The following is a 15,387-nucleotide window of genomic DNA, read 5'->3' on the forward strand; positions in this document are numbered from 1 at the left end:
GTCCTCCTTGCTGCCGGGCTTCAGCTACAAGCTGAAGTCCACATGCTTTCCCTTGAACGGATGGACCCCTTCCGCCTGCGCTCCATCCTCTTTGCCGCCAGACGGATTCCCTGCCGCCTTGTCACGGCCCGCTCCGTTCCCGGAGCTGTCCTTGCCCGTTCGCAGATTCCCCTTAGAGTCCACTTCTGTCGGACTGTTGCGGTTCTTTTCGCTCCGCTTGGCCGTGTCCTGCTCCTGAGCGCGGGCCTCTGCGGCAAGACGGCTCTGATAATAGCCTTGCTGGGTTCCTGCCTCATGAACTTTCGGAACGGAAACTTGCAGGTCGACCGGTCGATAGGTCATCAGCGCCTCCTACACGATGGAGCCCATCGTGATTTCCCCGTCGATGTAGCGGAAGCTGACACGCGAGGCGGGATCCTTGATGAATCGGGTATACCTTCCGATCACGATCCGCGTCCCTCCATATACGGTTCCGGACACCTCGACCCGTGCCGTGCTGGAATCCTCCAGCGAACGCTCGATCTCCAGCATTCGGTCGCGGACTTCGTCCAGTTCGGCAGATGTCTGCTTTTTGGTCGCTCCGAGCTTGATTCGCAGCGCGAGCTTATCCGGAGAAATCTGGCCGGAAGCAGCCAGCTGGTCGAGCAGAGCGAGAGCCTTCTCCGTTTTGTCGAGCGCTTCGCCATGCGTTTTCATTATTTTGCGGAGATTCAGCAGTTCCTGCCGCAGTTCCGGCCTGACGCCGACTTCAATGGAAGTCGCCGTCGACATCCCGTTGCCGATCGTCCGCGCCTTGACTGCTTCGCCCGCTTGAACGGATCCGCCGACGATCAGCCCCTTCGCTCCAAGGCAAAGGACATTCTCACCCGCCTTGACCTGGGAGTGCATGATGCTCTGGCTGACCTGTACATCCTCGCCCGCCGATACGGTCCCATCCTGAACAAATGAGCAGCGAAGCGATTTGCCGGACTTGATGCTTCCTTTGTTGCCGGCCATGATGCCGCCCGTAATCTCGATCGATCCGTCCGATTCAAGCTCTGCGCCTTCCACGCCCCCGACGACCCGGATATCGCCCGCTGCCCTTACTTTGAAGCCGGTCAGCACGTTGCCGCGAATAACGACGGTGCCGACGAAGTCGATATTGCCCGTTCGATAATCCACGTCTCCATTGACCTCATATACCGGGAACACATTGATCGTTTCGCTCTCTGTCAGCGTGAATACGCCGTCGAGCGCGGCATACACCATCGTGCGCTCCGGATTGCACACCACATTCTTGCCGACCTTAAGGCGCATATCGCGGCCCCGCTTGCCCGCAACCGGCTCGCCGGCAACATTAATGCCGGCTTCTCCGTCGCCCGGCTCCAGTTTGCGCGCGACCAGCTGCCCGCGCTGCACGTTGCGGATGCGGTTGATTTCCTTGAAATCCACCTTGCCGCTGTCATTCTCCTCCGGCTTGAAGCCGTCGCTCAAGTCGATTGTGAACATGACGCGGGAATCTGTGCCCTGTCTGGCAGGCAATCCCTTGGCCACGACCGTTTCCTTGATGCTGCATGCCGCAGGATCGCTGGCGATCGCTTGCAGGGCTTCCGGCAGGATGCCGTATGAAATCCCTGCCTGCCGGACAAACCGCTCCAGTTCTTGAGCCGTAACGGAAAAGTCGTCGTCGCAGCGTTGAAAATGAATGTACCCGGTCATTCGGTCAGGCGACAGGCTAACTTTGAGATAAGATTCCAAATCAAGCTGCTGGTTCATCGCTTTTCCTCCTTCAGGAGTTCTGCATCAGTTGATCTTTCTGCTTGGAAAGCGCACCTCTCAGGCGCAGGATCGCTTTGGAATGAAGCTGGGAGATGCGAGACGGGGACAGGGACATGACTTCTGCGATCTCGCTCAAGGAAAGCTCTTCATAATAGAAGAGAGAGACGACGATCCGTTCTTTTTCCGTCAATCGCTCGATTCCTTTCACAAGGGATTCCTTGAGGAAAAATTCATGCACTTTATGGTCCGGATTTTTCGCTTTCTCATCCACCAGCAAGGACATTCTTGTCTCGCTCTCCTCCTCGCGGATCGGATCTTCAAGGGAACAGACCGTCGTGACGGCAATTTCCTGCAGCATCGTCGTGAACTCCCTCTCCGTTACTTGAAGATAGGAGCTGATTTCAACATCGGACACGGACCGCAAATACTGCTGCTCCAGATGCTGATAGGCTTCCTCTATTCGCTTGGCCTTTTCGCGGACCGAACGGGGGACCCAGTCGCCTTGCCGGAGGCCGTCGATGATGGCCCCCCTGATGCGCCAGGAAGCGTAGGTTTCGAATTGAAGGCCTCGTTTATAATCGAATTTATCGATCGCGTCAATCAGCCCCATCGCGCCGTTGCTCGCAAGATCGTCTTTGGATACATTTTTGGGCAGGCCGATCGCCATTCGGTTCGTCACGTAATCGACCAGCGGCAAATACTGCTCAATCAGAGCCTTCTTCGCGTCTATATCCTGCTCTTCCTTCCATTTCTCCCACATCGCCATGTTGGACAAATGAGGCGCTTTCGGCTCTGTCATGGCTTCCAAGCCTCCTTCAGGATTCACCTCGCGGTTATTCCAGCCGTTAGGATGCATGCCTGCAGCCTAATGCTACTCTTCTTCTCTGCTTATATGACGGACTGCCTGTGCAAGCTCGTCCGGCTCCATGCCGGAAGGAACCGATTTCAGCCGGGCAGGCTGCAGCGGCTGGAAGCCGCTGTTCTGCTGCTCCGGAGCCAAGGAGGCGTCCATGCCTCCGGATCCGTCCGGCTGACTCGACCCGCCGGCAGGCGGCCGCAGGCCTTGAAGCAGCAGCTCGTTCAAATCCTCTCCGTTTGCGGAAAGGTCCAGATGCTGCCCGGCTGCCGGTTCCTCCCCGACTTCCCGGTCGGGCTGAGGGACGGTCTGCTTCAGCAGAACCCGCAAAGCGTAACCGATCGCCCAGAAGGCTGCGGCAGCTGCCAGAGCCCGCGTCGCCGCGGCGTCGATCGGATTGCGTCCCAGGTTGATCGCCGCCGTAAGGACCGCTCCCAGAACCGCCGACCATGCATTGATGCGCCATGTACCTATCACGCCTACAACTCCTTTGTGCCCCGCTGGACGGAGCGGACATGCAGGATGCCCGTGCCTGTATCCAGCTCGATCGTTCTGCCGTAGCTGCCGCCTGTATCCTCGGCGAGGATGGGAATGCCGTAGCTGGCAAGGACGGCCGTGCAGCTTTCCACATTGCGGGGACCGATCCGCAGCGAATCATTGGCCGACAAGGCCGCGAACATTTGGGCGCCGCCGGCCATCTTGGCGGACAGCCGTCCAAGTCGGGCTCCCGCCTTCTGCAATTCTTCGATCAATAAGGGAAGAGCGGTGTCGGCATATTTGGCCCGGTTGAAATCCGCTTCTCTGGCTATGGATGAATTCGGGAGCATGACATGGGCCATTCCGCCGATCCTCTTCTCTGAATCGTACAAGGTCAGCCCGACGCAGGAGCCGAGTCCCGTCGTACGGATGGCGCTGCCGTCGAGAGCGATATTGAGGTCGGCCATTCCGACTTTCACGACTTGCTGCTGGATCATTCGAGCGGCACTCCTAGCGAGCGGAAGATAGTGGAGAACGATTCCGGATCCGGAATCAGGAAGAACTGGCCTTCCAGAACTTCCCCTCCGTCATGAAATTTGGTCTCGATCAGCAGCGCTGTGTCTCCCATTTCTCCGTATTGCATAAGCCCGTATACGAGCACGGCTCCCGCCATGTCCATCGCGACGGCAGGAACGCTGGGGGCGAGGCTCAGCTTGGTGAGATCGGCCAGCGAAGATAAATAGGAGCCGGCGAGAATATTGCCGATTTCTCCAATGGCGGATAATTCCATCTCCGAGTATTCGAGATCCTCTTCGACTTCCATCGCCGCAAGCTTGCGGAGCATCTTCTTGGCCGCGACCGGGTTCATCAAATAGAACAGATTGCCGGGAGCCTCGCCTTCCACGCGGAGAAACACGGCCATGACCAGTTCCTCGGCGCCTCCGGCCCGTTCCGCGACTTCCTCGAAAGGCACCAGGCTCACCTTCGGCACGGCCATGTCGACCGGCTTGTTCAGCAAAGTGGACAGAGCCGTTGCCGCGTTGCCGGAGCCGATGTTGCCGACTTCCTTCAGGACATCCAATTCGAAGTCGGCCAGCTTGTCGAGTGTGCTCAATTCGGTCAAGCCTCCATTTGCTCCAGCTGCACGATTTCGTTCTTGTTCAGCACTTCCGACAGGTTGAGCATGACGAGAAGCCTGCCCTGCGGCGTCTTGGCGATACCGCGCAAATACTTGGCCTGGATGCCGCCGACGACTTCAGGCGGCAGGTCGATGTTGTCGGTATTGATGTCCGTCACGTCGTTGGCGCGATCGACGATGAATCCGACCTCCAGCTCTCCGGAGCGCACGATGATGATGCGGGTCTGGTCCGTCGATTCCGTCTCCTCCAGCCCGAAGCGGCCGCGGAGATCGATGACCGGCACGACGATGCCGCGCAGGTTGACGACTCCCTTCACGAATGCAGGCGTTTTGGGCACGCGAGTCACCGGCATGAGTCTTTCCACCGTCTTCACTTTATCGACTTCGATGCCGTATTCTTCTTCTCCCAGCGCAAACACGATTACTTTCAGTTCTTCTCCCATATCCGTTTGCCTCCTCCGATAATTTATTTGAACAGTGCGTTCGGATCGATGATGAGGGCGACCTGGCCATCGCCAAGAATGGTCGCTCCGGATACGGCCGGAATCTGGCCGAGATAACCGCCCATCGACTTCAGCACGATCTCGCTCTGGCCGATGAAGTCGTCCACGATGACTGCCGCCCATTTATCGCCTTTGCGGATGACAAGGTACTCGCTCTCCAACTCTTCTTCTTCATTGAAGTCGGCTGTTTCGAGTACATTGCCCAGTGATACGAGCGGAATGACCGCATTGCGGTATGCAATCATCCGGTTGCCATGCACGTTCAGGATGCTGTCCCTGCTGAGAATGCCGGTTTCCACGATGGAAGAAAGCGGAATGGCGTATTTCTCCGAGCCGAGCTTGATCAGCATCGCGGTGATGATCGACAGCGTGAGCGGAAGCTGGATGCTGAACTTGGAGCCGATGCCGGCCTTGGATTCGACCGATACATTGCCGCCCAAGGAAAGAATCTTCGAGCGGACGACGTCGAGTCCGACCCCGCGGCCCGAAATGTCCGAGATCGTATCCGCCGTGCTGAAGCCGGGCGCGAAGATCAGGTTGTTGATTTCGTCCTGGGTCATCCGCGCCGCTTCCTGCGCGCTGAGCACCCCGTTCTCGACAGCCTTGGCCTTGACCTTCTCGGAGTTGATGCCCCTTCCGTCTTCCTCCACCTCGATAAAGACATGGTTGCCGCTATGATAAGCCCGCAGGAATATCGTGCCGGTTTCCGGCTTGCCTGCCTCCAGGCGGCCATCCGTCGTTTCCAGGCCATGGTCGAGGGAATTGCGGAGCAGATGGACGAGAGGATCGCCGATTTCGTCGATGACCGTCCGGTCCAGCTCGGTGTCGGCGCCTACGATGACGAGATCGACCTTTTTATTCAGATTTTTGGCCAGATCCCGCACCATGCGAGGGAAGCGGTTGAAGACGGAATCGATCGGAACCATGCGGAGCTTGAGCACGATGTTCTGCAGATCGCCGCTGATGCGGGATAGGTGCTCGACCGTTTCGCTCAGCTCCGTGCGGCCGATCTCGGAAGAGAGCTGCTCCAGCCGGACCCGGTCGATCAGCAGCTCGCTGAACAGATTCATCAGCGAATCCAGCCGGTCTATGTCCACCCGTATCGTCCGCGATGCGGCCTGAGCTGCGGGAGCCGACGCTGCCGCCGTCTGCCGCTTGGCTTCCGCGGTCGCGGAAGACGCGGCTTGAACGTCCGCTATCCTTGCATCCGCCGCTTTCACGGCTTCAGGGATTTCTGGATGGGCCAGCGCTTCCAGAGCGGCTTCGTCCAGAAGGCTGGCAGCCGCTGAGGCAATTTCGGAAATGCTGCCGGCTCCTTCCGCAATGGCCTGCTCGTCGGAGCCTGTTACGAGAATGACGGTGAAGGACTTGTCGAACTTCTCCTGCTCGAGATCCGTCACCGACGGAATCGATTTGATGACTTCTCCGTGCTGTTCCAGGAAATTGAATACCATATACGAACGCGCTGCTTTCAGCACGCAGGAATCCTCCAGCTCGACATCGAGCCGCACGGCTTTAAGCCCGCTTTCGACCGACTGCTTGAGCACCGACAGCTGGAACTCGTCCAGATCGGCTGAGGCTCCGTTCTCTTTCTTGGAAGCGGCTTGAGTTCCCGCTGCCGCGTCCTTGGCCAAATAACTGCCGTCCACGATGGATTTCAGGGAGGACAGCAGATCGGCGACATCGGCTTTGCCGGCCCCGCCGGCCGTAATGTCGGCCACCATCGTCTCCAGAGCATCCAACCCTTTGAAGAGCACATCGAAGATGAAAGCGTCCATCGTCAGCTTGCCGTTGCGGACAAGATCAAGGACATTCTCCATCTCATGGGTAAGGGAAGCAAGATCCTCGAATCCCATCGTAGCCGACATTCCTTTCAGCGTATGGGCCGAGCGGAAGATGATCTGGACAATGCCGATGTCGGCCGGATCGCTTTCGAGCTTCAGGAGATTTTCATTGAGTGCTTGAAGATGATCATTGGATTCATCGATAAACATAGACAGATAAGCGTTCATATCCATTACAGGTCCACCTCCTGAACTAAGTTTGCTGCCCTGCCCTACGTGCAGCGCCGGGCAAGCTCTCCTGCAATTTGGAAAAGCGGCAGAGCCGTCTGCGAGCCTCCGAGCTCAACCGCGCTGCGAGGCATTCCGTACACCACGCAGGTTTCCTCCGACTCTGTGATCGTGCTGGCCGCGCCGCTTTCCCGAAGTTCCAGCATGCCTCGCGCGCCGTCGCTTCCCATGCCGGTAAGCAGAACGCAATGGCGCTCCAGCTCCGCATAGGGAACGATGGAGCGGAACAGTACATCAACCGAAGGGCGGTGCCCGCTGACTGCCGGCGATTGGGTCAGCCGGATCCGGTAGCCGGCTCCGTCCTTCTCGAGCTCCATGTGGCTTCCGCCGGGAGCGATATAGACACGGCCGGCAAGCACGCGTTCGCCGTGCTCCGCCTCCTTCACCTCGATCATGCTGCCTGCTTCAAGCCGCTTGGCCAGCGATGCCGTGAATCGGGGGGGCATATGCTGGACGACCAGCACCGGGGCCGGCAAGTCTGCCGGCAGCGAGCCGATCACTTCGCTGAGCGCTCGCGGTCCGCCAGTCGATGTGCCGATGGCGACAACCTGCGTCCACTTTTCCCTGGAAGCCAGAGATTTGGGGACCGATTCCTCAGCTGACGCATGCGGATTGGAAGGCATCCCCGTCCTCGCAGGCCGCGAGGCGCCTGAAGCCGGCCGTGCTGCCCGCTCCTTGGAAAGGGGGGCTTCACTTGCGCTTGCTTGCCTGCGCTTGGCATCCGCAACAGGAGGAATCCGCGTCTTGCGTGTCTCGTCCGGTGTCCCACGGGCTGCGCTGCGCGGGCCTGGAGCGGATGAAGGCTTCGCATGGCTGGCGGCATCCTTTGCTGCCTGTTTGCGTGCATGCAGCTCCTTCTTCCCTCCCGCCTCCCGCGCCGGAAGGCGAGGATGGATCAGTCGGCCTCGGAATTGAAGAGCGGTATGCAGCTTCTCCCTCAGCAAGCGTCCGATCGTTTCAATCTCCCCTGGGGGCGAAGCGGGTGAAGGCTTGCGGATGAAGTCGAATGCTCCCTGCTGCAGTGCGGCAATCGTGAGCGAGGTATGTTCCTCGCTGATGCCGGAGAACATGATCACCGGAAGCGGGCGGCTCTCCATGACTGCCACGAGAGCTTCGAGCCCGTTCATTTCGGGCATCTCCAGATCCATAGTCATGGCATCGGGTGCGAGAAGCCTTGCGGCCTCCAGCGCTTCCCTGCCTGTCGCCGCCGTCCCGGCAACCTCAAAATCCGGGTCTTGCAGGATTAAATCCCGAATAATGGCACGCATGAAGGCGGAATCGTCCACGATCAAAATACGGAACTTCTCCATCTCCCTATCTCTCCCATCTGAAGCCAAAGGTTAACGTTTCCGACTGAACCACTGCTGTAGAATACCTTTGACGCTGCGATGAGGAAGACTGTCTGCCGGCAAATCGAGGTATTGCCGGGCAATCTGCATGATGTTCCTTGCCGCGTCCGAATCCGGATAAGCGATGAGGAAAGGCTTCTGCGTCCGGACCGCTTTGCCCACCTTGCTGTCATCCGCAACGTAACCGCCGTAAGGAAGGCGGATACCGAGAAAGCGGTCTGCCGCCATGTCCATCTTGGCCGCCGCATGGCGTCCTTCCTGTTCATCGAAGGCACGATTGACGACTACCCGGAACCGCGTATCCGGCATGCTTCCCGAAACCATCTTGACGAGCGCGTAAGCATCCGTGATGGATGTCGGCTCGGGAGTCGTCACGACGAAGGTTTCGTGGGCCGCCTGGATGAATCGTTCCGACTCCCGCGTCAGTCCCGCGCCGGTATCGAACAGGATGAAATCATATTCCCCCTGGAGCATGCCGAGCTGCTCGTCCGCTTCCTGAAGCTGCCGATCCGTAAGATGAAGCAGCTCCCGGAATCCGGACCCGCCAGCTACGAAATGCAGCCCGGATGGTCCCAATTGGATGATGTCACGGATGCTTTTGTCACCGGTGAACAGATGATAGAGAGAGTATGGCGCCGGAATGCCCATCAGCACGTCCAGATTGGCCATGCCGATATCCGCGTCGATGATGAGCACTTTTCGGCCCAGAGACTGCAGCGCGAGTCCGAAATTCAGACTGAAGTTGGACTTGCCGACTCCGCCCTTCCCGCTCGTCACCGTAAGCAGCCGCGCGTTCTTTTCCATCCGCCCGCCCGCCCGCTCCTTGATCAGATTGCGAAGCGCCTGGGCTTGGTCACTCATTCGGATGGTTTCCCAGAAGCAGCTTCACATAACGCTCTGACCGGAACGGCTCGAGATCATCCGGAACGGTCTGGCCGAAGGCCAGATAAGCCGGCTTCAGTCCGTGATCCATGATCAGATTGAAGGCCGCGCCGTACACCGTCGTTTCATCCAGCTTGGTGAAGATGACCTTGTCCACCCCATGCCGGATGAAAGGCTGCGCTACCGCCTCCATATCCGGCGTGCGGGCGGTCAGGCTGAGCACCAGCAGCGTATCCGCATCCTCGCTGTTTCTCAGCAAGCTGTTGACCTCGTGGATCTGCAGCTCGCTGCGGTAATTCCTGCCGGCCGTATCCATGAGCACGGCATCCTTCTGGTCCAGCTGCTGAAATGCCCTTGCCGCTTCCGCGGGGGAGAATACGACTTCCAGCGGGATTCCCAAAATATCCGCATAGGTCCGAAGCTGATCGACAGCGGCGATGCGATAGGTATCCGCCGTGATCAAGCCGACTGCTTTGCGACGGCGCAAAGTAAGATCCGCCGCCAGCTTCGCGATAGTCGTCGTCTTGCCGACGCCTGTCGGACCGACGAAATGCAGGACCCGGCTATGTTCTGCCGGTTTCTCTCCCATATAAGGCTCCAGCCACATCTGCAATTGCTCTGCGGCTGCCGCCCATAGAGCTTGCGGATCTTCGCTCAGAACGCTGTATTCAGGCTTGGCCTGCAAGTCGGCCAGAAGCCTTTCCCGCCAAGCAGTCTTGACCTCCTGGGCTTCCAGCCTATCCATCAGGCTGGACACATGGACCGGTACCGTTTCGGCGGCCTGGGCGCCGGATAGCTGACGGATCCAGGTTCTAAGGTCGCGAACTTCCCGGAGCAGATCCTGCTCCATTCCTTGAGCGGCCGGCTCGCGGAAGCCGCTTGCCTGGGCGGCGGCAGCGAAGCCGTTTGAAGCGGCCGCTTCCCCAGCGGATACAGCAGGTTCAGGAGCGGTTTCGCTTGCAAATGCAGGCGGGCTGGCCGCAGGCTTCGCGACCGCCTTGTACTTGGCCGCTGCCAGCGAGGCCGGAGCAGACGGGGCTGCCGCAGAAGCCAAAGGAGCCGGCTGCCTGGGCGTTGCCCCTGAATCGGTCGAAACCGGCTGCCTTGTCGCCGCTGCTGCCAGCGATTGAAGGGTATCGGCCAATGCGGCGGAGGGCGGCGGAGGGCTGACGGTTTCCGCAGCCGCAACGACCTCTATGCCTTTTTTGCCGAACATGCCGAGGAACCCTCCGGTCTTGATTTCCTTCGTGCTCAAAATGACGGCATCCTTGCCCAAATCTCCTCGGATAAGCGCCATAGCCTCCGGCATGGACGACACGACGTAACGCTTTACTCTCACAAGCTCACCGTCCCTATGCTCTGAACTTCAATGGAAGGCTCCAGCTCGCTGTAAGACAGGACCGGAATGTCTCCCATCACCCGTTCGATCATCTGCCGCAGATACATGCGGATCGTCGGCGAAGCAAGCACGACCGGCTGGTGTCCGGACTGGATCTGCCGATTGACTTGCTCGCTGACTTTATTGCAGATCTGCTGGGTAGCGATCGGGTCCATGGCCAGGTAGCTGCCATGCTCCGACTGCTGAACGGCTTCGGCGATCTTCTTCTCCAGCGCCGGGCTGACCGTAATGACCCGCATCGAGGTGCCGCCTGTGCTGTACTGCTGCGTAATCTGACGGGAGAGAGCCTGGCGGGCGTATTCCGTCAGAATGTCGGTATCCTTCGAGTACAGCCCGTGATCGGCCAGAGTCTCGAAGATGCTGACAAGGTCCCGGATCGAGATTTTCTCCTTGAGCAGCTTGGCCAGCACTTTCTGCACATCCCCGATCGTCATGACGGAAGGAATGAGTTCTTCCACGAGCGCCGGGTACGCTTCCCGCATGTTGTCGATGAGCGCCTTCGTCTCCTGTCTGCCGAGCAGCTCATGGGCGTGGCGCTTGATGATCTCGGTCAGATGGGTGGCGACGACCGACGGCGGATCGACGACGGTGTAGCCGGACATCTCGGCCCTCTCCTTGGTCGCCTCGTCGATCCATAATGCCGGAAGTCCGAAGGCCGGCTCCATCGTTTCGATGCCGATGATGGACTCGTCCTCGAAACCCGGGCTCATCGCCAGATAATGATTCAGGAGCAGGTCGCCGCGGGCGACCGTATTGCCTTTGATTTTAATGATGTATTCGTTCGGACGAAGCTGAATGTTGTCCCGGATGCGAATCACGGGAACGACAAGCCCGAGCTCGAGCGCGCACTGGCGGCGGATCATGATGATCCGGTCCAGAAGATCGCCCCCCTGCTGCGTATCCGCGAGCGGGATGAGGCCGTAGCCGAATTCGAATTCGATCGGATCCACATGCAGCAGGTTCACGACGCTTTCCGGGCTCCGCACTTCCTCGATCTCCTTCTCCTCCACCATCTGCTCCTGCTCTGCGATCGCGCGGCTTTGCTCGCCCTGCATCTTCCACCCCAGGTAAACAAGCAGTCCCGCGATCGGGAACGTGCGGATGATTCCGATCGGAGTGAACAGTCCCAGCAGAGCGATGGTGCCGGCCACGACGAACAGCAGCTGTGGATACCGCAGAATCTGGCTGGTCAGGTCATGGGCCAGATTGCCTTCCGATGCCGATCTTGTCACGATCAGGCCGGCAGCCGTAGAGATAAGCAGCGCCGGTACTTGACTGACGAGTCCGTCGCCGATCGTCAGGATCGAATACGTGTTGAGCGCCTCGGAGAAGCCCATCCCGTGCACCGCCATCCCGATGATGAAACCTCCGAGAAGGTTGATGATGAGGATGATGATCGACGCGATCGCATCACCCTTGACGAATTTGCTCGCGCCGTCCATCGAGCCGTAGAAGTCGGCTTCCCGCTCGATCTTTGAGCGGCGGGTCCGAGCCTGCTGCTCGTTGATCATGCCTGCATTGAGATCCGCATCGATGCTCATCTGCTTGCCCGGCATGGCATCGAGCGTGAACCTTGCCGCAACCTCTGCGACCCTCTCGGAGCCTTTGGTGATGACGATGAACTGCACGACAACCAAGATCAGGAACACGACAAAGCCGATGGCGACCTGGCCTCCGGCAACCCAGTTTCCGAATGTCTGGACCACCTCGCCTGCGTGGGCATGGACAAGAATGTTGCGGGTTGTCGATACGTTGAGGGCGAGCCTGAACAAAGTCGTAATCAACAGGAGGGCCGGAAAGATGGAAAAATCCAGCGCTTCTTTTGTATTCATCGCTATTAAGAGAATGATAAGAGCGACCGATATGTTGATTACGAGCAGGAAGTCCATCAGAAAAGTAGGGATGGGGATGACCATCATTAGGACAATGCCGATAATCCCTACCAAGATTGCCAGGTCCCTCGGTTTCATGACGAATGCCTCCGCTTACTGAATTAAGATGATTTGCTGCGGCCTTTCAGCTTGTATACATAGGCCAGTACTTCCGCGACCGCTTGGAACAGATCCGGCGGGATGCTGTCCCCGATCTCCGTCCTGTCGTACAAGGCTCTTGCCAGCGGACGGTTCTCCATGGTGACGACTCCGTTCTCCTTCGCAACTTCCTTGATCCTCAAGGCGACGTAATCCATTCCCTTCGCCAGAATGACGGGAGCCTGCATGCGCGTGCCGTCGTAACGGATGGCGATGGCGAAGTGGGTCGGGTTCGTAATGACGACATCGGCCTTGGGCACTTCCTGCATCATGCGCTGAAGCGCCATTTTCCGCTGCCGCTCCTTGATCTTCCCCTTGATGAGCGGATTGCCTTCGCTCTTGATGTACTCATCCTTGATGTCCTGCTTCGACATTCGCAGATTCTTCTCGTACTCGTATTTCTGATAGAAATAGTCCGCAGCCGCGATGACGATCATCAGCGAGGCGAATTCGAGGCCGAGCTTCAAGGTCAGGCCGGCTGTGAACGTGAAGATGTGTTCGACGGGAGAATGTCCCAGCATGAGAATGCGTCCCCATTCTCCCCAGATCGTGTAGAACACGACCACTCCGACAACGATCAGCTTGATGATGCTCTTGAAGAATTCCGCGACCGACCGCATCGAGAAGATATTCTTGAATCCGCTGATCGGATTCAGTTTCTTGAAGTCGGGCTTGAGCGGCGTTCCCGTGAGCAGGAAGCCTACCTGCACGTAGTTGAATGCCGCCGCCGCCACGAATGCGAGCAGCAGAATCGGAGCCAGCAGCATGAGCAGCTCCATCATGACGTGATAGAACAGCGACATGACGTTGCCCGAGGTCAGATCCAGAGTGAGCCAGTCGTTGAAAAGACTGCCGAAAATACGGTAGATCCGTTCCTTGTAATACCCTCCGAGGACGAGGAAGCTTCCAATGACGAACAAGATGATGAAAGCGCCGGGAAGCTCGTGGGTTTTGGCGATCTGGCCCTTGTCGCGAGCCTCGCTGCGCTTCTTCGGCGTCGCTTTTTCGGTCTTCTCGCCGTTGAACAGCTGCAGGTCGACTTTGAACCGGAGCCTCATGGCCGTGTCCCTCCTCAAGAGCCTGTCCCGCCTTTGCTGCCGACCGCGTTGAACAGCTCGCCGAGCTTCTCGAACATCAGGCTGAACAAATGCCCGAACAAAACGCCGAGAGACGGCATCAGCAGCATCAGCAGCAGGATGCCGAGCATAATTTTGAGCGGAGCGCCGATGACGAATACGTTGTATTGAGGCGCTGTCCGCGCCAGGAAGCCAAGACCGACATCCGTCAGGAACATGGCCACGACTATCGGCGCCGCGATCTGCAGGGCGAGCAGGAAAGACTGGGAGAACGCCCTGACGAGGAAGTCCGAGATCAAGCCGCTGGAGATATGCTCCATCAGCCCCAGCTTGAGAGGCATCCAGCTGTAGCTGTTCATCAGCGCTTGAAGCATGTACAGATGGCCGTTCATCGTCAGAAACAGCAGCGTCAGCACCATATACTTGAGATTGCCGGTAATCGGCGCCGACGTTCCGCTCAGCGGATCGATGATGTTCGACATGGCGAGGCCCATCTGCAGATCGATGAACGCGCCGGCCGTCTGGACGACCGTGAAGAACAGGTAGACGATGAATCCAAGCAGGAGCCCGATCAGGATTTCCTGGAGGATCAGCAGGATGAAGCCCGCGTCGGCAGCAGCCGTCTGCTTGATTCCGTACGAGAAGTACACAAGAAGCGAAACGGCGAAACCGATGCCGATCTTGAGCCTCGCCGGCACGGTTCGAGCGGAAAAGACAGGCGCGACTACAAAAAAAGAGGTCATTCGACAAAAAATCAGCAAAAAAATAGGAAATCCGTTAAGAAATTGTTCCATCAGCCTCTGCCTACCCGATATAGTTGTGCAGGTTGTTCAGCAGGTTGTAGGTGAAATCCACCAGCGTGTTCAATATCCATGGACCGAACAGCAGAACCGCGGCCAATACGGCGACGATCTTCGGGACGAACGCAAGCGTCTGTTCCTGGATCTGAGTCGTGGCTTGAAAAATGCTGACGGCTAGTCCGACGACAAGCCCGAGAATAAGCATGGGCGCGCTCGCCTTCAGCATGACGAACATCGCCTGACCCGCCAAGCCGATGATGAAATTGGAACTCATCGCATTCCCCTCCTTCTTCTGCGGTCATGACGGATTAAAGCTGAGCAGCAGCGACTTGATGACCAAATACCACCCGTCTACGAGAACAAACAGCAGAATTTTGAAAGGAAGCGAGATCATGACCGGCGGCAGCATCATCATCCCCATCGCCATCAGCGTACTGGAAACAACCATGTCGATAATCAAAAAGGGAATGAAGATCATGAATCCCATCTGGAACGCTGTCTTCAGTTCGCTGATCGCGTATGCAGGCACCAGCACCGTGATCGGAATATCCTGATAGGTTTTGGGCTTTTCCGCTTTGGTGTAGTTCAGAAACAGCAGCAGGTCTTTTTCCCTCGTATGCTGGAACATGAACTTCTTCATCGGCACGGCCGCTTTTTCAAGCGCCTCGGTCTGAGTCAGCTCACCCTTCATATAAGGCTGCAGGGCCGTATCATTCACTTGCGAAAGCGTAGGAGACATGATGAAAAGCGTCAAAAACAATGCCAGACCGATCAGAACCTGATTCGGAGGCATCTGCTGGGTTCCGAGCGAAGTGCGCACGAAACCAAGCACGATGACAATCCGGGTAAAGCTGGTCATAAGAATAAGGAAGGAAGGAGCAACCGTCAGAACGGTCACCATCAATAGGATGGATAAAGCGCTCGTTCCTCCGGCGCTATCACCGCCAATGTTGATATCGATGCCCGGCAGAGGCTCGGCATAAGCGGCGCTCTGCCAGGCAAGCGACATGGCCAGGACAGTCATTAGAGAAAGCATACGTTTTCTTG

Annotated in this window: 16 protein-coding genes; all 16 read right to left on the reverse strand. The window is 57.9% G+C overall.

Translation table 11 applies throughout. From position 1 onward, the window contains the following. Positions 1-24: 24 nt before the first annotated feature. The 16 genes from AC06G8_RS12745 to fliP all read right to left on the reverse strand — a co-directional run bounded on the left by AC06G8_RS12745 (position 25) and on the right by fliP (position 15,364). Positions 25-342: a hypothetical protein gene (locus AC06G8_RS12745; protein WP_447661146.1), complete on the reverse strand. Its 318-nt coding sequence runs from the start codon at positions 340-342 to the stop codon at positions 25-27. A 9-nt stretch (positions 343-351) separates the two neighbouring features. After that, positions 352-1,755, reverse strand: a complete 1,404-nt coding sequence (locus AC06G8_RS12750) for a DUF342 domain-containing protein (RefSeq protein ID WP_447661147.1) — start codon at positions 1,753-1,755, stop codon at positions 352-354. Between the two features lie 13 nt (positions 1,756-1,768). Beyond that, positions 1,769-2,557: a FliA/WhiG family RNA polymerase sigma factor gene (locus tag AC06G8_RS12755; protein WP_447661148.1), complete on the reverse strand. Its 789-nt coding sequence runs from the start codon at positions 2,555-2,557 to the stop codon at positions 1,769-1,771. Positions 2,558-2,629: 72 nt separating this feature from the next. Further along, positions 2,630-3,091 (reverse strand): hypothetical protein, encoded by a 462-nt coding sequence (locus AC06G8_RS12760; RefSeq protein ID WP_447661149.1) that lies wholly within the window; start codon positions 3,089-3,091, stop codon positions 2,630-2,632. A 2-nt stretch (positions 3,092-3,093) separates the two neighbouring features. Further along, complete coding sequence (locus AC06G8_RS12765; RefSeq protein ID WP_447661150.1) at positions 3,094-3,588, reverse strand: chemotaxis protein CheD; 495 nt, start codon at positions 3,586-3,588, stop codon at positions 3,094-3,096. Continuing rightward, positions 3,585-4,205 (reverse strand): chemotaxis protein CheC, encoded by a 621-nt coding sequence (locus AC06G8_RS12770; protein WP_447661151.1) that lies wholly within the window; start codon positions 4,203-4,205, stop codon positions 3,585-3,587. The genes AC06G8_RS12765 and AC06G8_RS12770 overlap by 4 nt, the downstream gene beginning before the upstream one ends. Positions 4,206-4,210: 5 nt before the next feature. Then, positions 4,211-4,672, reverse strand: a complete 462-nt coding sequence (locus tag AC06G8_RS12775; RefSeq protein ID WP_447661152.1) for a chemotaxis protein CheW — start codon at positions 4,670-4,672, stop codon at positions 4,211-4,213. A gap of 23 nt (positions 4,673-4,695) precedes the next feature. Further along, positions 4,696-6,750: a chemotaxis protein CheW gene (locus AC06G8_RS12780; protein ID WP_480283042.1), complete on the reverse strand. Its 2,055-nt coding sequence runs from the start codon at positions 6,748-6,750 to the stop codon at positions 4,696-4,698. Between the two features lie 38 nt (positions 6,751-6,788). Next, positions 6,789-8,114, reverse strand: coding sequence for a protein-glutamate methylesterase/protein-glutamine glutaminase (locus tag AC06G8_RS12785; RefSeq protein ID WP_480283043.1), 1,326 nt, complete (start codon positions 8,112-8,114; stop codon positions 6,789-6,791). Between the two features lie 30 nt (positions 8,115-8,144). Next, positions 8,145-9,014, reverse strand: coding sequence for a MinD/ParA family protein (locus AC06G8_RS12790; protein ID WP_480283044.1), 870 nt, complete (start codon positions 9,012-9,014; stop codon positions 8,145-8,147). Beyond that, on the reverse strand, positions 9,007-10,374 hold the full coding sequence (gene flhF, locus AC06G8_RS12795) for a flagellar biosynthesis GTPase FlhF (RefSeq protein WP_480283045.1): 1,368 nt from the start codon (positions 10,372-10,374) through the stop codon (positions 9,007-9,009). Before flhF ends, AC06G8_RS12790 begins: the two co-directional genes overlap by 8 nt. Continuing rightward, a complete protein-coding gene (flhA, locus tag AC06G8_RS12800) occupies positions 10,371-12,404 on the reverse strand; it encodes a flagellar biosynthesis protein FlhA (protein ID WP_480283046.1) in 2,034 nt (677 codons plus the stop codon). Before flhA ends, flhF begins: the two co-directional genes overlap by 4 nt. A 23-nt stretch (positions 12,405-12,427) precedes the next feature. Beyond that, entirely contained in the window at positions 12,428-13,522 is a 1,095-nt protein-coding gene (flhB, locus tag AC06G8_RS12805; protein WP_447661158.1) for a flagellar biosynthesis protein FlhB, read from the reverse strand. Between the two features lie 14 nt (positions 13,523-13,536). Further along, the gene (fliR, locus tag AC06G8_RS12810) at positions 13,537-14,334 is read right to left on the reverse strand and encodes a flagellar biosynthetic protein FliR (RefSeq protein WP_480283047.1); all 798 of its coding nucleotides are present in this window, start codon (positions 14,332-14,334) and stop codon (positions 13,537-13,539) included. Between the two features lie 10 nt (positions 14,335-14,344). After that, positions 14,345-14,614 (reverse strand): flagellar biosynthesis protein FliQ, encoded by a 270-nt coding sequence (fliQ, locus tag AC06G8_RS12815; protein WP_021879160.1) that lies wholly within the window; start codon positions 14,612-14,614, stop codon positions 14,345-14,347. A 24-nt stretch (positions 14,615-14,638) separates the two neighbouring features. Further along, a complete protein-coding gene (gene fliP / locus AC06G8_RS12820; RefSeq protein WP_480285436.1) occupies positions 14,639-15,364 on the reverse strand; it encodes a flagellar type III secretion system pore protein FliP in 726 nt (241 codons plus the stop codon). Positions 15,365-15,387 lie beyond the last annotated feature (23 nt).

This window comes from Paenibacillus sp. SJS-P3, assembly GCF_056711585.1.